This is a genomic window from Rhodococcus sp. ACT016 (genome assembly GCF_050477185.1).
Lineage (GTDB): Bacteria > Actinomycetota > Actinomycetes > Mycobacteriales > Mycobacteriaceae > Prescottella.
In genome coordinates, this window is sequence record NZ_JBEAET010000001.1 from 3,419,989 (window position 1) to 3,438,376 (window position 18,388).

Below are 18,388 nucleotides of genomic sequence, written 5' to 3' on the forward strand. Positions count from 1 at the left end.
CGGTCACGCCCCCGGCTCGGACTCCGCCCCCGCGCTGCGGATCAACCGGGCAAGACGCTCGGCGTCGGGCAGATTCGCCGGGGCGATGGTCCGCCCGGTGCGCACGTAGTGGAACGCCGCGCGCACCTTGTCGAGCGGTGGGGCGACCGGGCGGCCGGTGGCCTGCGACTGCCGAGCCGCCATCAGCTCCGCCCACGCCAGCCGGTACGCGGCGAGCTGCATCACGACGGCCCGCTCGTTCGCGGCCGACGGCTCGGCGCCGGTCTTCCAGTCGATGACGGTCCAACCGCCGTCCGGGTCGGCGAACACCGCGTCGATCCGGCCGCGCAGCACCGTGCCCGCGACGACCGTCTCGAACGGCACCTCGACCTCGACCGGGTTGCGGTCGGCCCACGACGACCGCAGGAACGCGTCCTGGAGCAGCGCGAGCTCGGTCTCGGTGCCGACTCCGGTGTCGGCGGCGCCGGGCAGCTCGTCGAAGTCCAGCAGCCGCGTCGCCCCGAACCGCTGCTCCACCCACGCGTGGAACGCGGTTCCGCGGCGCGCCAACGGGTTCGGCGGGAACGGCAGCGGCCGTCGTAGCCGCGCGGCCAGCTCGTCCGGATCGGCCGCCAGGTCGACCAGCTGACTGACCGACATCTGCGGTGGCAACGCGACGTCGGCCGTCCCGGCCACGCGGGCGCTGCGCTCGGCCAACAGCGCATCCACGTCGGCGGCCCAGTTGTCCGGATCTTCCTCCGGCGCTTCGGGTTCGGGCACCTCGCCGCCGAGCATGTCGAGCGCAGCGCGCACCAGCTGCGCCCCGTGCTCGACGTCGGCGCGGCGTCGTCCCAGCGGGTCGCGCGGCCACTGCGCCGACCGCGGGGTGGCGGTCAGCGGGTTCTCGCTGCCGTCGTCGGGCGCGGGCGCCCACACGTCGATCACACCGAGCGGCGCACCCTCCGATGCGGAGATCAGCTCGTGCAGTTCGAGCAGAAACGGCGACGGCCCCTTCGGTTTGGGGCCCGACTCGGTCCAGTGGTGCCCGGACACGAACAGTGCCCGCTCGGTCCGGGTGAGCGCGACGTAGAACAGGCGCCGGTCCTCGTCGAGCCGACGGTTCGCCAGGGCCTTCTTGTGCGCCTCGATCTCGTTCTCGAGGTCCTTGCGGTCGTAGACGTGCTCGAAGTCCAGAACCGGGACACCGTCGGCGGATTCGCCGGAGAGGGCGCGGTCGCCGCGCAGTGTCGGCGGCAGTTCGGCCACCGAGCCGAGCCAGGTGGCGGACGCCTGCGTGGACGGGAAGACCCCCTCGGTCAGGTACGGTACCGCGACCACCTCCCACTCGAGGCCCTTCGCGGAGTGCACCGTCAGCACCTGGACCCGGTCCGGGGCGACCTCGATCTCGCCCGGGGCCAGACCGTTCTCGACGTGCTCGGCGGCCGCGAGGAACGACAGCAGACCGGTCAGCGTCGCCGAGGACCGGCTCGCGTACCCGGACACGACGTCGGCGAAGGCGTCGAGGTGTTCGCGGCCGGCGCCGCCGACCTCGGACTGCCGGGTGCGGGCCTGCGCCTCGATGCCGATGCCGATCACCCGCTCGACCTCGGCCACCAGCTCCGTCAGCGGCTGCCCCAGGCGCTCGCGCAGCGACGCCAACTCGGCCGCGAGCGCACAGATCCGCACGTAGCCGGACTCCGAATAGCGCTGCGCCGGGCCGGGATCCGCGAGCGCGTCGGCCAGGCCCGCCTGCTCGGAGTGCTCCCCCGGCAGCGCGCTGCCCAGGGCCTCGTCGAGCGCGGCGGAGTCGGTGACCGCGCCCGTCGTGCCGTAGCCCGACCGGATGCCGAGTTCGCCGGCACGCTTCCACAGCGCGCGCAGGTCGGCGGCACCGATCTGCCAGCGGGCGCCGGTGAGAACACGGACCGCGGCGCTGCCCGCCATCGGGTCGGCGACCAGGCGCAGCATCGCCACGACGTCGGCGACCTCGGGGGTGTGCAGCAGGCCACCCAGGCCCACCACCTCCACCGCGAGTCCACGGGCGCGCAGTTCCTCGGCGATGGGGGCGCCGTCGGCGTTGCGCCGCACCAGGACCGCGGCGGTGGGTGGCTTCCCGCCGTCCGACCGCGCGGCCTCGTACTGCTCGGCGATGCGGTCGGCCACCCACGCCCGCTCGGTCTCGACGGTGTCGTGCAGGGCCAGGCGCACATCGCCCGGCACGGCGCCCGGTCGCGCCCGCAGCATGCTGACCTCGACACCCCGGTCGCGCAGCGGGTCGGAGACCATGTTCGCCAGCTCGAGCGCCTCCGGCGGGTTGCGCCAACTGGTGAGCAGTTCGAGCTTGGGCGCCGGGGTGCCGTCGGGGAGCGGGAAGTCCGTGGCGAAGCGCGGCAGATTGGCCGCGGACGCGCCGCGCCAACCGTAGATGGACTGCATGGGGTCGCCGACCGCGGTCAGCGCCAGCCCGGCGTCCTCGCCGCCGCCGAACAGCGACGACAGCAGCACCCTCTGCGCGTGCCCGGTGTCCTGGTACTCGTCGAGCAGCACCACCCGGAACCGGGCGCGTTCGCTGCGGCCCACCTCCGGATGTTCGGATGCCACCCGCGCCGCGAGCGACATCTGGCTGCCGAAGTCGAGCGCGCCCTCGCGGCGCAGGGTGTCGGCCAGGCGCTGCACCAGCGGCAGCAGATCCAGCCGCTGGTGCTGCACCTCCAGCAGACCGAGGAGCGACTTGGACGGTCCGCCACGCTGTTTCGGACCGGCCGGCAGCGTGTGGATCAGCTTGTCGAGGTCGGTGTGGGCCTCGCGCAGATCCGCGGGTTCGACGAGGTGCTCGGCCAGCTGTCCCGACAGCGCCAGCACCGATTCGGTGATCGACGCCGGGTTCCTGTCGGTGTCGAGGTCACCGTCCCACGCGCTCACCACGCGGTAGGCCAGCTGCCACAGCTCGGTCTCCGACAGCGGTGTCGCCGACGGCTCGATCGGCAGCAGCAGCCCGTGCTCGGTCAGCAGCCGTCCGGCGTAGGCGTGGTAGGTGCTGACCTCGGGCTCACTGCCGAGGATCCGTGACCGCAGCCCGCCGCTGGGGTCGAGGTCGCGCACGAGTGCCGAGCCGGCGAGCTTGGCGAGCCGCTGCCGGATCCGGCTGGTGAGCTGTTGCGCGGCCTTGCGGGTGAACGTCAGGCCGAGGACCTGTTCGGGATCGACCAATCCGTTGGCGACCAGCCACACCACGCGCGCGGCCATGGTCTCGGTCTTGCCCGCGCCGGCGCCGGCGACGACCAGCGTCGGGCCGAGCGGCGCCTCGATGACCGCGGTCTGCTCGGCGGTCGGCGGGAACTGCCCGAGCGCCTCGGCCAGTTCCGCGGGGCCGACGCGGCGCGCATTGCGGGGCCTCTCGGGGGTACTCACTCCGATGTCACCTGCCGTCCCTCGTCGTGCGCCGGGCAGCTCGAGAGCACCGGACAGTGCCTGCACCCGTCGTTGATCCGCGCCGTGAACGTCGGCCCCTGTGTGGCGGCCGCCGCGTCGTGGATCATGTTCTCCCACAGCTCGAGTCCCTCGTCGTCGAGTGCGAGCTGCATCCGCTGCGTCGAGCCCTCCTTGTTGTGAGGCTTGGCGACGAACACCAGCCGGGCCCCTCCCGGAGCGGACGCGGGCTCGCCCTCGATCAGGCCTCGCGCCGCAGCCACCTGGTAGGCGGCGAGCTGTGCATGCTGCTGCGCCTGCTCCTTCGTCACCGCGTTCTTCGCGGTCTTGACGTCGATGACGACCGGCCTGCCCTCGGCGTCGCGTTCGAGTCGGTCGATGCGGCCGCGGATGTGCACCGTCGGATCGCCCTCCGCGCGCGGCTCGAGCACGCCGTCCACCGCGACCTCGACACCGACCTCGGTGAGCTCGGAGCGGGTGCTGCGCATCCAGTTCGCGAATGAGTCGAGCATGCCGCGGGTGCGTTCGAGTTCGCGCCGCGAATACCACTCGGACCCCAGGTCCACCGAGTCCCATGCCGTCTCCAGCGCATGGTCGACCTGGTCGGGCGGGATGTGACCGGCGAGGGCCTGCACCAGCGTGTGCACGAGCGTGCCGGCGATCGCGTGCGTGTTGTCGCCGTCGCTGCCGCCGTGCCGCTCGAGCATCCAGCGCAGCGGGCAGTTGTTGATGAGTTCGATGGTCGACGGCGACAGCGGGACCGGCCCGTCGTCCGGATCCCACAGCGCCGCATCCGAACTCGGCTCCGCGGTGCCGTACCACTGGTCCGGGTGTGCGCCCCGCACGCCGGCCTCGGCCAGCCGAGCCAACTGGTGGGCGGCGCGACGCTGCCGATCCGGATCGGACGCCGCGACGTCGGGGTCGCAGACGACACTGCGCAGTTCCGCGACGAGCGCGGGCAACGCCAGCACCCGCGGATTCTCCTGCACCACCGGTGCCAGGTCGGAGTCGTCGGCGTCGGTGTCGCCGGCTCCGAGCAGGTCGTCGACGAAGCGCGAGCGGACCAGGTCGGTGTCCCCGCTAGACGAGTCCACGGCCGTCACGAGCAGCGACGATCGCGCCCGACTGCACGCAACGAGGAACAGGCGGCGCTCCTCCGCGAGCAGCGGCGCCGTCCTCGACAGCGTCGCGTCGACCTGCCCCACGCCGCTGGTGAGGTCGATCAAAGCCTCGGTGCCGAGCAGGGTTCCGCGGGCGCCGAGACTCGGCCACAGGCCCTCCTGCACCCCGGCCACCGCGACCACCCGCCACTGCCGGCCCGCGGCCGAGTGTGCGCTCAGGATGGTCACGGTCTCCTGCGTCGCCACGGCACGGGCCCGGGCACTGCCGGGAATCTCCTGCTCCACCAGGTAATCCACGAACCCGGACAGCTGGGCGCGGGGCAGTCGGTCCACGTAGTCGGCGGCGGCGTCGAACAGTGCGACGACGGCGTCGAGGTCCCGGTCAGCCTGCGCTCCGATGGGCCCGCCGAACGCCGACGCGGCCGCCCAGCGCCGTTCGAGTCCGGTGGCCTGCCACGCCGCCCACAGCACTTCCTCGATGCCGCGTCCCCGGTCGAGCGGCACCCGGGCCCGACGCAGCACCTTGAGCACCCTTCGCAGGGAGAGGGATTCGACGTCGGTCAGGCCCGGCAGCAGGTATGCGACGCCCTCGGCCTCGGACCCGTCGACGATGAGCGCCCGCAGCAGTTCGGCCGAGTCCCGGTCGCCGCCCGACGCGAGTTCCACGCGCCGCAGACCGCGCCGCAGTCGACGCAGGCTCACCGGTTCGGCCCCGCCGATCGGCCCCGACACCAACGCGAGCGCGTCCTCGCCCGTGAACTCCCCGCCCGACAACGCCCGCAGCACCGCCAGCAGGCCCGCGACGCCGTGCTGCTTCGCGAGCGGCAGTTCGCTGGCCGCGGTCGTGACGGGAACCCCGGCGGCGAGCAGGGCCCGGCGCAGCGGCGGCAGCACCCGCGGCACCGAGCGCGCGACGATCGCCATCTCGGACCACGGCACCCCGTCGATCAGGTGCGCCCGCCGCAGGGTGTCCGCGATGAGTGCGGCCTCCTTGGCCGGGGTGGTCAGCACCCGCACGACCGCCCGGCCGGGCGACTCGTCGTCCGCTGCCGGCACGCTCGCCCCGCGGTGCGGCGGATTGCCGGGCAACCGCGCGGCCACGCGGGCCGTGACGGCCGCGACGTCGGGGGCCGAGCGGAAATTCGTGTCGAGGATCACCTGCGCCGGGTCGTCACGGTCGGCCAGTTCGGCGACGAAGCGCGCGTCGGCGCCGCGGAACGCGAAGATCGACTGGTCGGGGTCGCCCGCGATTGCGGTCATCGCGGTGCCCGTGCCGATCAGGCGGATCAGTTGCGCGGCCTGCGGATCGAGGTGCTGCGCGTCGTCGACCAGCAGGTGCCGCACGCGAACCCGCTCGCGGTGCAGCAGGTCCGGGTCGGTCGCGAACGCGGTGAGCGCGGCGCTGATCAGCTCGGCCGCGTCGAGGGCGGGCGCGGTGGCCTCCGGCGCCTCCATGCCGACGGATCCGCGCAGCAGCATGCTCTGCTCGTAGTGCGTCGCGAAACGACCCGCCGCGACCCACTCAGGCTTGTCGTGCGCGTGGCCCAGGTCGATGAGGTCCTCGGGCCCCAGCCCGCGCTCGTTGGCCCGCAGCATCAGGTTGCGCAGTTCCACCGCGAACCCCGTCATGCCGAGGGCCGGCCGCAGCCGTTCGGGCCAGGCCTGCGCGCCGTCGGCGATGTCGCCGCGCAGCAGTTCGCGCAGTACCGAGTCCTGCTCGGAGCCGGTGATCAATCGCGGCGGCGGGTTGCCGTGCGCCGCGGCCTGCAGGCGCAGCACCGCGAACGCGTACGAGTGCACGGTGCGCACCAGCGGCTCGCGTGTCGCCCGCGGGCGCGCGGCGGAACCCGACTCGGCTTCCGCCGCGAGCAGGCTTGCGGTGATCTGTTCGCGCACCGCGTTGGCGGCACGACGGGACTGCGTCAGCACCAGAACCGATTCCGGGTCGGCTCCGGCCGCGATCCGGGCCACCGCGGCGTCAACGATCAGCGACGTCTTGCCCGTCCCGGGTCCGCCCAGGATCTGCCAGGGGTGCCAGCCGCGTCCGGGAGGAGCACCGGTCAGTACGCGTGCCGGGCCGCGCGCCCACGTCCGCGCCGCCGACGCCGCGACTGCGCGGCCCACGAGCCGTGCAGACGGAGCCGACGGTCGAGGTGCGGCCGATGCGGTCATGCGGAGAATCTCACCAGACGAGTCCGACACCGACCGAATCCGGCATCATGATGGCCATGCGTGGTCTCCATACCTATCTGTTCGGCACTCCCGGAGCACCCGAGGTGCTCGCCCTCCACGGGCTCACGGGGCACGGGCGCAGGTGGGAGGCCCTCGGGGCGGAACAGCTGAGCGACACCCGCATCATCGCCCCCGACCTGCGTGGTCACGGTCGCTCGCCGTGGACCCCGCCGTGGGGTCTCGACACGCACGTCGACGACCTCGTCCAGGTGCTCGACGAGCACGCGACCGGCCCGGTCGTCGTGATCGCCCACTCGTACGGCGGCGCGATCGCGCTGCACCTCGCGAGGGCCGTGCCCGACCGGATCCGCGGGATCGTCCTGCTCGATCCGGCCCTCGGTCTCGACCCGGAGAACATGGGCCGGATCGCCGGCCTCGTCGCCGCGTACCCCGACTACACCGACGCCGCGGAGGCCCGCTCGGAGAAGGTGCACGGCGCCTGGGCAGACGTGCCCGCCGACGTCCTCGACACGGATCTCGCCGAGCACCTGATCGAACTCGAGAACGGCCGCGTCGGCTGGCGCATGTCGATTCCGGCGGTCGTGGCGTCGTGGGGCGAGATGGCTCGCGACTTCGTCCTCCCGCCGAAGGGCATCCCGACGGTGCTGGTGCAGGCGCTGCGGGTGCAGCCGCCGTACGTGACGGCGGAGTTCCGCGCCGCGCTTTCCGAGCACCTCGGCCCCGACCTGACGATCGCCGACCTGGACTGCGACCACATGGTCGCGCACGCCAAGCCCGACGACGTCGCCGCACTCGTCCGCAAGCTCCTCTAGGAGGATCCGTGGCGGCCACCACCGAGGAACAGATCGAACGCGTCCGGGAACTGGTCGCGTCGATTCCGCCCGGCACGGTGGCCACCTACGGTGACATCGCCTCGGCGGCAGGCCTTTCCAGCCCTCGAACGGTCGGCTGGATCATGCGCACCGACGCCGCCGACCTGCCGTGGCATCGGGTGCTGGGCGCGTCCGGCCGGCCCGCACCGCACCTGGCACACCGACAGCTGGCGAAGCTCGAACTCGAGGGCGTGCCGATCCGCGACGGTCGGGTGGATCTGGCCGTGGCACGTCACCGGTTCTGAGCAGGCGTTCGCGCGCGAGCGCGGCTCATGCGGCAGCATTGGCCCATGAGCTTTTTCGGCCGGCCCACTGACGCGATCGTCCTCGCCGGTGGGCGCGCGACCCGCATGGGCGGTGTCGACAAGCCCGCGCTCGTGGTGGGCGGACGCCGCATGCTCGACACCGCGCTGACCGCCGTCGACGGTTGCGACCGCGTCGCGGTCGTCGGACCGTATCGGGACGAGCTGCCCCCGCGGATCGTCCAGACGCAGGAATCCCCCGTCGGGTCCGGGCCGGTCGCGGCGCTCGCCGCCGGTCTGGCGAGCCTCGAGGGTCCCCGCGACGATCTCGCCACGGGGCTTGTCGTCGTGCTCGCCGCCGATCTGCCCACGCTCGACCGCGGCACCGTCGCGGACCTGGTGGCGGCGCTGGTCGATCAGCCCGACGCGGACGCGTCGTTCGCGGTGGACGAGTCGGGACGGGTGCAGTTCCTGCTGGGGGTGTGGCGGCGGGCGGCGCTCACCGACCGACTGGAAGAGCTGGCGGGACACGAGAACCGACCGATGAAGGCGCTGGTCCCGGGCCATCACGTGACGATCGTGGTGGCCGGGGTCGCCGACTGCGACACCCCGGCCGATGTCGAGCGCGCCCGGGCCGCCTGGGTACCGGAGCCGATGGACATCGGCGACGCGCGGGCAGCGGTCCGGGAGGCCTTGACACCCTTGCCTGTTCGCGAGGTGCGACTCGCCGAGGCGCTTGGGGCCACGCTGGCCGCCCCCCTCGTCGCGGCGGAGGCACTGCCCCGCTTCGACGTCTCCGCGATGGACGGGTACGCGGTGGCCGGTCCGGGACCGTGGCGGCTGCACACCGAGATCCGGTTCGCCGGTTCGTCCACGGACCTCGCGCTCACCGACGGTGAGGCGGTCCGGATCGCCACGGGCGCACAGGTCCCACCCGGAGCCACATCGGTGATCAGGGACGAACACGTCGAGGCGGCAACCGATCCCGAGGCACTGTTGCGGCGGCTGCCCGACGCCCCGGTGCAGGACGACACCCGGCGCCGAGGCGAGGACTGGCAGCCCGGGCACCACCTTGCGGAGGCAGGGGTTGCGGTGACGCCGATGGTCGTGTCGGCCGCGGCGAGCGGGGAGGTCACCGTAGCTGCGGTGCGCGGGCCGGTACGCGCGCACGTCGTGGTGACCGGCGACGAGATCCGACGCGATGGACCGCTGCAGGACGGCCAGACCCGCGACTCACTGGGACCGATCCTGCCGGAAGTGCTGCGCCACTGCGCTGTTCGGACGGTCGCGGACGCGCACCTGCGCGACACCGCGGACGGTTTCGACGCGCTGCTGCGCGATGTCCGCGACACGGATGTGATCGTCGTGGTGGGTGCGACGGGCGGCGGCGCCGCCGATCAGCTTCGCGGCGCGCTGGCGCGGGCCGGGGCCCGGACGCTGGTGGGGCGGGTGCGGTGCCGACCCGGCGGATCCCAGTTGACCGCGGTGCTGCCGGACGGACGCGTCGTGCTCGGGCTGCCCGGTAATCCCGTCGCCGCGGTGGCGACCGTGCTGACCATGCTGCCCGCGGTCGTGGACGGCCTCACGGCCCGGACACCGTCCGTCCCGATGACGGGATCGGTGTCGAATGCCGCGGCGGCCGGGACGTCGGTGACGCGGATCGTGCCCGTCGTCCGACATGTCGACGGAACGTGGCGCGCCGACACGGCGGTGCGCACCGCGCACCTGGCGGGACTGATCGGGCGGGAGGCTCTTGCGCTCCTCCCACCCGATCCGGTCGACGGTCAGACCGTCGAGTTACTGCCCCTCCCCAGGTAATTCACCAGGACACGTGGGCCGCGATCGCGCGAAACCGTCACTCCCCGGATTGCGCGCGACGTTGTTCGCGTCCGATGCGGCGCTGTTCCTCCGCGCGTTCGCGGCAGCGCCGGAGGAATTCGTCGTCGTCCATCGAATCCTGGGCGATGTGCCGGCCCGGCCGGTCGTACTCCGGATACGTCGACGGCGCGACCGGGCGCCGCGGCGCGGCGTAGCCGCCCTCGGGTCGACCCGCGACGAGCCACAGCACCGATCCGATCAACGGCAGCAGCAGGACGACGATCACCCAGCCGACCTTCGGGATGTTCCGAACGGCGTATTCCTCGGCGACGATCACGTCCACCAGACAGACGATCCACAGGATCATCACGATCAAACCCAGATACGGCATGAATGCCGACCCTCCCCATGTCCTCCCCAACCACACTGTCTCCCCGACCACGTGCGCAGTCGATGAAACCAACCAAAAGGTACATGGCGCAACCCCTCGGAGACGACAGGTGTTCCGCGAGGAGGCGGGCTAGATCCCCATCGACCGGGCGATCATCGGCCAGGAGTTGTGCAGGTCGTCCTGCCAGTAGCCCCACGAGTGGGTGCCGCCGGGCCGGAAGTCGAACGTGGCCGGGATCTTCAGCTCGGCCAGTCGGTTGGCGAGGTTGTGGGTGCAGTAGTTGGTGGCCGCCTCGATGACGCCGCCCACGATCACCTGGTTGGCGAGGGTGCCGACCTGCCCGTTGATGCCCGGACCGTTGAGCGTCTCGTGGGGGCCGGGCAGTCCGGAGCCGCTGGTGATGTAGAGCTCGGTCCCGCGGAGCTTCTCGGCGTTGACGACGGGGTCGTTCGCGACCCAACCCGGCCCGTTGAGCGGACCCCACATGTTGGTGACGTCGACACCGCCGCGCGCACCGGTCACGATCTGGATGGCGTTCTTGCCGGCCCAGGTGCTGGTCTCGGCGCAGCCGCTGTAGGAGCCGACGCTCTTGTAGAAGCCGGGCTTGGCGATCGCGAGGTTGAGCACCGACGTGGCGGTCATGGAGATCGCCGCGACGGACTGGACCTTGTTGGTGCCGAACGCCTCGTCGATGACGGGCGGGAGTTCCTCGGTGAGGAACGTCTGCCACTTCTGGCGGCCGAGCTTCGGGTCGTCCTTCTCCCAGTCGGTGTAGTAGCTGAAGGCGCCCTCGAGCGGGGTGACGACGTTGACGTTCTTGTCCTTGAAGAAGTTCATCACGTCGGTCTTGCGCTGCCAGGTCGCCGAGTCCTCGCCGCCCCCGGCGCCGTTGACGAGGTACAGCGTCGGGCGCGGCGCGCTGGTATCCGCGGGCGTGATGACCTCGAGAGGGATGTTGCGACCCATCGACGGCGAGTACACCGAGATGGTGACCTTGCGGTCGGAGTTCTTCGTCGTCTTGACCACGTAGGCCCCGGACGCGGCCGAGACGGTAGTGGCGCCACTGTCTGCCGACGCCGTCGCCGGCACCGCGAGCAGCGACGCGGCGGACACCACTACCGCTGCCGCGAGAACCCGTCCGCGCCCGACCGTCGAATTCCTCATGCGAAACACCCTCCCCTGAAACCCGAAACACCCTGCGTCCGCACCGGTGCCAACTCAGCGCCGAGCTTCCCCTTCGGCACGGCATCGGTACAGAACCGTACCGGCACGCGAGCGACGGTGGCCCTGATCGGAACCACGAGAGGGAAATTCACCCGTCGATTCACACCGTCACCCGGCCTCATCGAGGAGCGGGCAGACGAATCGAGCCGGCGACGACTCGGAATCTCGTTCCGGGCGAGTGCCGTACGAACGCAGGTACGTTGTGGGCCATGGGGATGACAACGGCTACGGATTTGCCGGATCTGCCGATCGAACGCCGTCGGCTGATGGGGTGGACACGCACGACTCCGACGGAGGGTCAGGTACTCGCGGCGCGCGATGTCGCCGCCCTCGCCGAGGCGGTAGCGCTGGTCGCCGAAGCCAGGTCGGACAAGCCGAGCTACCTGCGGCGGGGCGTCATCGCCCGCGGGCTGGGCCGGTCCTACAACGAATCTGCCCAGAACAGCGGCGGATTGACCATCGACATGACCGACCTCGACCGGATCCACTCGATCGACGATCGCACGCTGGTCGCCGATGTCGACGCCGGTGTCAGCCTCGAGACACTCATCAAGGCCTGCCTGCCGTTCGGCCTGTGGGTTCCGGTCCTGCCCGGTACCCGACAGGTCACGGTCGGCGGCGCCATCGCGCACGACATCCACGGGAAGAGCCATCATTCCACCGGCAGTTTCGGCAATCAGGTCGCCGAGATGAGCCTCCTCGTCGCGGACGGCCGGGTGTTGACCCTGACCCCCGACGGCGGGCCCGACGATCCGGGCGGCGAATTGTTCTGGGCCACCGTGGCTGGCGTCGGATTGACGGGGATCATCCTCCGCGCGAAACTGCGGCTTCAGCGCACCGAGACCGCCTACTTCCTCGTGGACGGGGCGCGAACGCGATCCCTGGACGAGACGGTCGACCTGCACCTCGACGGCTGGGAGGACGGGCAGGACTTCAGCGCCGGCTGGTTCGACTCGATCTCGTCCCCACCCCGCCTGGGACGTGGCTACTTCACGCGCGGCCGTCTGGCGACGGTCGACGAGCTTCCTGGTGATCTACGCCGGAATCCGCTGAAGTTCGATGCGCCACAGCTACTTACACTTCCCGACGTCTTTCCGAGCGGACTGGGGAACAAGCTCAGTTTCTCCCTCCTCACCGAGGGCTACTACCGGACCGGCGCGACGTACACCGGCAGGATCCACAACATCACCTCGTTCCTGCATCCCCTCGACGGGTTCGGTCAATGGAATCGCGCGTACGGCCCCAAGGGATTTCTGCAGTACCAGTTCGTGGTCCCGCCCGGCCGGATCGACGAGTTCAAGCAGATCATCGGGTACGTGCAGCGGTCCGGGCACGTCAGTTTCCTCAACGTCCTCAAGATGTTCGGCCAGGGCAATCGGGCGCCGCTGTCCTTCCCGACCGAGGGCTGGAATGTCTGTCTGGACTTCCCCATCAGGAAGGGTGTCGACGCACTCGTGCGGGAACTCGACCGACGAGTTCTCGCGATCGGCGGTCGGCTGTACACGGCCAAGGACTCTCGCACGACGGCCGCGACCTTCCACTCGATGTACCCCCGGATCGAGGAGTGGAAGGCGACCCGCCGACGGATCGATCCGACGGGCGTCTTCCTCTCCGACATGGCCCGGCGCCTCGAACTGACCTGACGCCGTTCCGATTTCGCGCCGGGTTGCAATCGGCGTGCGATCAGCGATGCCCGGCCGATCGGCGTCCCAGGACGAAGGCACCCCAGACAGCCGCGGACACCAGCAGAACGGCCAGCACCGCGGCGACGTAGAGCCACCCGGGAACCCCGCCCGCCTCGGACTCCACCGCCGCCTGCGGCTGGTCGGCATCACCCGGCGTCGCGGCCTTCGCGGTCGGCAACGCCTTCGACGCGTCCGCGACGTTGGTCGACAATCCCTTCACCACACCGCCGATCGGGGCCGCGCCGTCGACCAGCTGCCCGGTGCCGTCGGCGAGCGCCTTGCCGCCGTCGTCGAGGAGGACCAGCCCGTCGCTGAGTTGCCGGGCACCCGCGGCGATCTGCCCGACACCGCTGACGAACTGCGCCGACGGATCGTTCAGCTCGTACGACAGCTGGCGCGCCCCGTCCTTCAACATCCCGAGCTGGGCGAGTGTGTCCGGCCCGAGCCCCTGAGCGTCCAACTGCCCGGCGAGGTCGGTGACCTTGGCGGCGGCGCCCCGGGATACCGGATCCGCCGACGCCGCCAGCGCGGCGGCCACCTGCCGGAGCGACGCCGTGGCCTGCGCCTGCATGTCGCCCAGCCCGGCGAGGCGGTCCACCACCTCGTCCACACCGCCACTGACCTGGCGCGCACCGTCACCGAGCAGCCCGACACCACCGCCCAGTTCGGTCAAGCCTTCGGACAACTGCCCCGCCCCGTCACGGGCCTGTCCGAGGCCGTCGGAGAGCTGGTTGGCGCCGTCGTCGAGCTGTCGGCCGCCGTCCACCAACTGGCCGACGCCGGCGCTGAGCATCGACAGCGGAAGGCTCGCCTGCGAGAGGCTGCTGCGGGCCTTCGCGATCGCCGCGCCGTCGTCCACCGTGGGAGTCGATTCCTCGGATACCGGTGGCGCCGTAGCTGTCTGCTCCGTCTCGCCCCTCCCCACGGTGAGCCACACGATCACGCCGGCCACGGCGAGCGCGAAGAAGACGAACAGGGCTGCGACCTGCCGGGTGGAGAGCCGACGGCGGGTGGTGTCGTGTTCACTCATAGGTCCGCGAACGGTAGTCGCGGCGATTAAGCGATCTCTGAGATCGAGACGCTCCTCACTTGGCCGCCTCGGCGGCGACGTCCGCGATCACCGCCGCGTCCTCCTCCCCGAACGTGTCCTCGAGCGCCTCCGGCGAGTAGTCGAGGTCGATCTCCTCGACGGCTCGCCCCCGCGCTGATTCGATCGCGCCGAGTCGTCGCTGCGCGCGGTCGGCCGCGTAGACGAGGTAGTCGTCGGGGTCGATGCCGAACGGCGGTTCCTCGAACTGGTCGTTGACCCACTGGATCATGTTCAGAGCGTGCGGCATCAACTCCCCCATCCGCTGCTGGACGAGGTCCCAGTTGCTGTCGTCGGCGGCGACGTGCCGGCGACACGTGAAGGTTCCCCACGCCATGTGGCGGCGCTCGTCGTCGCCGATGCGCCGGACGAGTTCCTGCATGCCGGGCAGGATTCCGCGTTCGGTGCACACCCGCTGCCACGCGTAGTACCCGGTGAGCGCGAGACTGCCCTCGATGACGTGGTTGTAGGTGACACTCGCCCGAATCTGGTTGGCCGGGCTCGGATCGGTCTCGAGAACGCGCAACGAGCGCGGCAATTCCTCGTAGAAGAGGGTGCGGTAGTGCGGGTTCTCGGCGACGAACGGATGCAGGTCGTTGTCGAGGCCCACCACGTCCATCCACCGCCGGAACACCTGGACGTGTTTGGCTTCCTCGAAGCAGAACTGCGTCAGGTACATCTGGTCGCCGAACCGGCCCTCGGCAGCCATCGCCTTCATGAACGGCTGGATGTCCTCGGTCACGGCCTCCTCGCCCGCGATGAACTGGGTGCACAGGTAGGTGGCGCCACGCTTCTCCTCGCTGCTCAGCGCCGCCCAGTCCTCGGCGTCCTGGGTGAAATCGAGGTCGGCGGGATTCCAGAACTTGGCGTTGCCCTTCACGAACAGCCTGAGGGGAAACGCGTCCCAGTTGAGCCCGCCCTGACGCAGCGAGCTGAAACCCTGCCTGTCGACTGATGTCGCGGTCATCCGAAGAACCTTCTTCCCGGCCTACGCCGACGTCCGCCTCGCACGCTCCGAGTCCTGGACCTGGATGTGTCGTGGGCCGAGCGTGCCCGGTGTCTCCTCACGGTAGCCCGGTGCCCGCCGGCTCGGACCGTTTCTTGCACACCGATGCGCAAGAAACGGAACCCGTCCGCTGACCTCGGTGTGTCGACCGTCACGGACGATGTCGTATGTTCCGGTAAGTAGTCGTCGTTCGGCGACGGGAGCGAGGGGTAGGGGCGGATGAGCGATTCGATCGGGTTTCTCACACGGGACGGTGGCGGATTCACGCCGCTGCCGCTGGGAATCAGCCGATGGTCGTCGGACATGATCATCGGCCCGGCCCTGTGCGGAATCCTGGCTCGCGCCATCGAGAACGAACACGGCGCCGAGGGGTTCGTGCCGGCGCGCCTCACCGTCGACCTGTTCGCGCCGGCACGTGCCGAACGGATCGACGTCGTCACCCGGACCGTGCGCGAGGGCAACCGGATCCGTGTCGCCGATGCCGACGTGGTCCAGAACGGCCGGTCCGTGGCCCGCGCGACGGTGGTGTTCCTGCGTCGTTCGGTGCAGCCGCCGGGCGAACTGTGGACGCGCCCGGAGAGCCCGCAGCCCCCGCCGGTGGATGTCCTGCCGCCGCTGCAGGCCCCGTCGCCGCCGTGGATCAACAGCGACGGCCAGCCCGTCGGATGGTCCTCGTCGCTCGGCGACCATCAGACCGCGAACCGAAAGCGTATGTGGCAGTATCAGGTTCCCCTGATCGCCGGCGAGGAGCCGTCCCCGTTCGTGCGTGCGGCCATGGTGGGCGAGACGACGAGCCTGATGACGAACTGGGGCACCGAGGGCATCGGCTTCATCAACGCCGATCTGACGCTCGTGCTCTCCCGGCTTCCCGAGGGACCCGAGATCGGGCTCGAGGCCGACAACCACATCAGCGCCGACGGCATCTCCGTCGGCACCACCACGATGTTCGACCGTCTCGGCCCGGTCGGCACCTGCGTGGTCAGCGCGCTGTCGAACGCGGCTCGGCAGCTCGACTTCTCGAACTGACCGGCAACGACTGCGCCGCGAGCAGGTACCGGGCGGCAACCAGATCGACGATCGCCGGATGCACGCCGAGCGGCTCGGCGACCCCGTCGGCGCCGGCCTGCCCGAGCCTGGTGTGGAACAGCCCGGGCGCGAGGAGGTACGACGCGACGAACACCCGCCGCTCCCCCGCCGCACGCAGACGCTGCACGGTCTCCGGCACCGTCGGGGTCCCGGTCGCGATGTAGGCGACCGGGACCTCGCGTCGCACGCGTGCCGACAGCATCGCGGCGGCGCGGCGGACGTCGTGGCGGGCCCGCGGATCCGATGAACCTGCGGCTGCCACGATCACGGAATCACCCGGCCGCCAACCTGATTCACGGAGTCGCTCCGCCAGGACCCGCGCCAGATCCGGGTGCGGCCCGAGCGCCCGGGTGACCGTCACCCGCCGGTGTCCACTCTCGATCACACCGCGCGGCACATCGCTGTGGACGTGGTAGCCGGACGCCAGGAACGCCGGCACCAGCACGGCAGGCCCCGGGACGTTGCGCAGGGCCTCGGCCGGCGACGGTCCGAGCACGTCGACGAAGGCCGTGCGCACCGTCCCGACCCGCTCTGCCACCGCATCGGCCAGGGCGGCAACGGTTTCGACGCCGGCGCGGCTGCGGGTGCCGTGCGCCACGAGCACCAGTTCGGCCCCGTTCACGAGCGGCTTGCCTCGAGCAGTCGGTCGTAGTCCGCCGGGTCGAGCGCCAGCCGGTAGCCCCGCTTGACGACGGTCTGCACGGCGTCGGGCGCCCCGAGGTGGACACGCAGCCGGGCGATGGCCGTCTCCACCGCGTGCGGGTCGTCGCTGCGGCCGGGCAGCGCGGCCAGCAGGTCGGCGCGCGAGACGACCATCCCGGGCCGCTCCGCCAGTCGCCGGACCAGTGCCATCGCCGCCGGCGAGAGCGCCTTGACCTCGCCGTCGACCACCACGCAGTTCCCGCGCACGCTCAGTTCGTGGCCGCCGGCGCGGACCTGCTCGGCCCGGCGCGGCAACTCCTCGGCGATGTGCCGCGCCAGCGCCCCGAGGCGGGAGCGGGCGGGCGCCGTGGTGGGCACCCCGAGAGCCGCCAGCGGCGCCGCCGTGACCGATCCGACGCAGGCCACCAGCACCCGATCACGCAGAGCCCGCAGCATCGGGTCGAGCTTGCCGGTTTCCTGGGCCCGTCCCAGGAGTGACGCCACCGCCGGCGCGCTCGTGAAGCTGATCGCGTCGAGTTCGCCGCTGCTGACGGCCTCGATCATCCGGTCGAGTGCGCCGCAGTCGTCGGGCGGCGTCCAGCGGTAGACGGGCACCGCGATCACGTCGGCGCCCGCGGATCGCAGCGCGGCGCAGAAGTCCGGGGTCGGTTCCCACTCCGTCGTCTCCCCGTGCAGCTGCACTGCGATCCGGCGTCCCGACACCCCCTCCGCCATCAGGTGCTCCAGCACCTCGGCCGACGACTCCGAGTCGGGCGACCACTCCTCCCGCAGATCGGCGGCGCGGACCGCCCCCTTCGCCTTGGGACCACGCGCTAGGATGCGGCCCGCGGCGAGCGCGCCCAGCAGTTGCTCGGCGCGGCCCCAGCCCTCCGCGGCGCCCATCCAACCGCGGAACCCGATCCCCGTCGTCGCGACGGTGACATCGGGCGGGCGTGCGATCACCTCGTCGGTGACGCGCGCCAGTTCGACGTCGTCGGCGAGCGGGACGATCCGGATCGCCGGCGCGTGCACGACCTCCGCGCCGCGCCGGGTCAGCAGGGTCGCGAACTCCTCCGCCCGCCGCGACGCCGTGATCCCGATCGTGAACCCGCGCAGCTCACCGCCCCCCGACGGCACCGTGGACGTCACGGCGACCCGACCCCGACGGCACACACCTGCACGACGTCGTCGCCGCGCCCCGCGACGACGCGCACCGGGTACACCGGCAGCCGCACCGACTCGTCGTCGAGGCAGCGGCCGTCGACCAGCGAGAACACCTGCTTGAGCAGCGGCGATGCAATGGTGGGCTCACCGTGACGGTCCCCGATCAGCCCCCGCGACATCACCGCGGCCCGGCCGAACGGGTCGATGTTCCCGACCGCGCGCAGGCTGCCGTCGGCCAACTCGAACAGCGCCGCCTGCGTACCGCCACGGAGCAGCACCGCCACCCCACGGCCCGGGATCAGATGGCTCCGCGTACACGCGGACGTCCAGTCCCGCCCCTCCGCCACCAATGGCGTCTCATGTGTGCCGGCCTCGCCGTGCACCCAGCTCTCCATCACCGTCATCGCAGACCTCCTGCACAGTGTGCTCACTCGGGATTCATTCAAAAG

14 protein-coding genes are annotated in these 18,388 nt (G+C 71.5%); 5 read left to right on the forward strand and 9 right to left on the reverse strand.

Annotated elements, in window-relative coordinates; genetic code table 11:
• Nucleotides 1–3: 3 nt before the first annotated feature.
• Nucleotides 4–3,396, reverse strand: a complete 3,393-nt coding sequence (locus ACQ5DX_RS15735; protein ID WP_430335696.1) for an ATP-dependent helicase — start codon at nt 3,394–3,396, stop codon at nt 4–6.
• Nucleotides 3,387–6,701, reverse strand: coding sequence for an ATP-dependent helicase (locus ACQ5DX_RS15740; protein ID WP_430333478.1), 3,315 nt, complete (start codon nt 6,699–6,701; stop codon nt 3,387–3,389). Before ACQ5DX_RS15740 ends, ACQ5DX_RS15735 begins: the two co-directional genes overlap by 10 nt.
• Before the next feature lie 56 nt (nt 6,702–6,757).
• Here ACQ5DX_RS15740 and ACQ5DX_RS15745 point away from each other — a divergent pair, with 56 nt between their 5' ends.
• The 3 genes from ACQ5DX_RS15745 to ACQ5DX_RS15755 are packed head-to-tail and all read left to right on the forward strand — an operon-like array spanning nt 6,758 to nt 9,654.
• On the forward strand, nt 6,758–7,534 hold the full coding sequence (locus tag ACQ5DX_RS15745; RefSeq protein WP_430333479.1) for an alpha/beta fold hydrolase: 777 nt from the start codon (nt 6,758–6,760) through the stop codon (nt 7,532–7,534).
• 8 nt (nt 7,535–7,542) lie between these two features.
• Nucleotides 7,543–7,839, forward strand: a complete 297-nt coding sequence (locus tag ACQ5DX_RS15750; RefSeq protein ID WP_430333480.1) for an MGMT family protein — start codon at nt 7,543–7,545, stop codon at nt 7,837–7,839.
• A 45-nt stretch (nt 7,840–7,884) separates the two neighbouring features.
• Nucleotides 7,885–9,654 (forward strand): NTP transferase domain-containing protein, encoded by a 1,770-nt coding sequence (locus tag ACQ5DX_RS15755; protein ID WP_430333481.1) that lies wholly within the window; start codon nt 7,885–7,887, stop codon nt 9,652–9,654.
• 37 nt (nt 9,655–9,691) lie between these two features.
• Here ACQ5DX_RS15755 and ACQ5DX_RS15760 read toward each other — a convergent pair whose 3' ends face one another.
• Entirely contained in the window at nt 9,692–10,045 is a 354-nt protein-coding gene (locus tag ACQ5DX_RS15760; protein WP_430333482.1) for a PLD nuclease N-terminal domain-containing protein, read from the reverse strand.
• Between the two features lie 129 nt (nt 10,046–10,174).
• Nucleotides 10,175–11,209 carry an alpha/beta hydrolase gene (locus ACQ5DX_RS15765; protein ID WP_430333483.1) on the reverse strand — a complete coding sequence of 345 codons (1,035 nt, stop codon included), beginning with the start codon at nt 11,207–11,209 and terminating at the stop codon, nt 10,175–10,177.
• Between the two features lie 269 nt (nt 11,210–11,478).
• On the opposite strand from ACQ5DX_RS15765, the gene ACQ5DX_RS15770 reads away from it, so the two are divergent.
• The gene (locus tag ACQ5DX_RS15770) at nt 11,479–12,912 is read left to right on the forward strand and encodes an FAD-binding protein (protein WP_430333484.1); all 1,434 of its coding nucleotides are present in this window, start codon (nt 11,479–11,481) and stop codon (nt 12,910–12,912) included.
• Nucleotides 12,913–12,952: 40 nt separating this feature from the next.
• On the opposite strand, the gene ACQ5DX_RS15775 is transcribed toward ACQ5DX_RS15770, so the two are convergent.
• Both ACQ5DX_RS15775 and ACQ5DX_RS15780 read right to left on the reverse strand, forming a co-directional pair.
• Nucleotides 12,953–13,984, reverse strand: a complete 1,032-nt coding sequence (locus tag ACQ5DX_RS15775; RefSeq protein WP_430333485.1) for a hypothetical protein — start codon at nt 13,982–13,984, stop codon at nt 12,953–12,955.
• Between the two features lie 55 nt (nt 13,985–14,039).
• A complete protein-coding gene (locus ACQ5DX_RS15780; protein WP_430333486.1) occupies nt 14,040–15,008 on the reverse strand; it encodes a R2-like ligand-binding oxidase in 969 nt (322 codons plus the stop codon).
• A 258-nt stretch (nt 15,009–15,266) separates the two neighbouring features.
• Here ACQ5DX_RS15780 and ACQ5DX_RS15785 point away from each other — a divergent pair, with 258 nt between their 5' ends.
• Complete coding sequence (locus ACQ5DX_RS15785) at nt 15,267–16,073, forward strand: acyl-CoA thioesterase domain-containing protein (RefSeq protein ID WP_430333487.1); 807 nt, start codon at nt 15,267–15,269, stop codon at nt 16,071–16,073.
• Here ACQ5DX_RS15785 and ACQ5DX_RS15790 read toward each other — a convergent pair.
• The 3 genes from ACQ5DX_RS15790 to nirD are packed head-to-tail and all read right to left on the reverse strand — an operon-like array spanning nt 16,027 to nt 18,343.
• The gene (locus ACQ5DX_RS15790) at nt 16,027–16,755 is read right to left on the reverse strand and encodes a sirohydrochlorin chelatase (protein WP_430333488.1); all 729 of its coding nucleotides are present in this window, start codon (nt 16,753–16,755) and stop codon (nt 16,027–16,029) included. The two genes, ACQ5DX_RS15785 and ACQ5DX_RS15790, sit on opposite strands and share 47 nt — an antisense overlap.
• A complete protein-coding gene (locus ACQ5DX_RS15795; protein ID WP_430333489.1) occupies nt 16,752–17,924 on the reverse strand; it encodes a uroporphyrinogen-III synthase in 1,173 nt (390 codons plus the stop codon). The genes ACQ5DX_RS15790 and ACQ5DX_RS15795 overlap by 4 nt, the downstream gene beginning before the upstream one ends.
• On the reverse strand, nt 17,921–18,343 hold the full coding sequence (gene nirD, locus ACQ5DX_RS15800) for a nitrite reductase small subunit NirD (protein ID WP_430333490.1): 423 nt from the start codon (nt 18,341–18,343) through the stop codon (nt 17,921–17,923). Before nirD ends, ACQ5DX_RS15795 begins: the two co-directional genes overlap by 4 nt.
• Nucleotides 18,344–18,388: the final 45 nt, after the last annotated feature.

Excerpts from the sequence above, each read along its gene's own strand:
- ACQ5DX_RS15740 (WP_430333478.1), bottom strand. The coding sequence starts at position 6,701 with ATGACCGCATCGGCCGCACCTCGACCGTCGGCTCCGTCTGCACGGCTC.
- ACQ5DX_RS15745 (WP_430333479.1), top strand. The coding sequence starts at position 6,758 with ATGCGTGGTCTCCATACCTATCTGTTCGGCACTCCCGGAGCACCCGAG.
- ACQ5DX_RS15755 (WP_430333481.1), top strand. The coding sequence starts at position 7,885 with ATGAGCTTTTTCGGCCGGCCCACTGACGCGATCGTCCTCGCCGGTGGG.
- ACQ5DX_RS15760 (WP_430333482.1), bottom strand. The coding sequence starts at position 10,045 with ATGCCGTATCTGGGTTTGATCGTGATGATCCTGTGGATCGTCTGTCTG.
- ACQ5DX_RS15765 (WP_430333483.1), bottom strand. The coding sequence starts at position 11,209 with ATGAGGAATTCGACGGTCGGGCGCGGACGGGTTCTCGCGGCAGCGGTA.
- ACQ5DX_RS15770 (WP_430333484.1), top strand. The coding sequence starts at position 11,479 with ATGGGGATGACAACGGCTACGGATTTGCCGGATCTGCCGATCGAACGC.
- ACQ5DX_RS15775 (WP_430333485.1), bottom strand. The coding sequence starts at position 13,984 with ATGAGTGAACACGACACCACCCGCCGTCGGCTCTCCACCCGGCAGGTC.
- ACQ5DX_RS15780 (WP_430333486.1), bottom strand. The coding sequence starts at position 15,008 with ATGACCGCGACATCAGTCGACAGGCAGGGTTTCAGCTCGCTGCGTCAG.
- ACQ5DX_RS15785 (WP_430333487.1), top strand. The coding sequence starts at position 15,267 with ATGAGCGATTCGATCGGGTTTCTCACACGGGACGGTGGCGGATTCACG.
- nirD (WP_430333490.1), bottom strand. The coding sequence starts at position 18,343 with ATGACGGTGATGGAGAGCTGGGTGCACGGCGAGGCCGGCACACATGAG.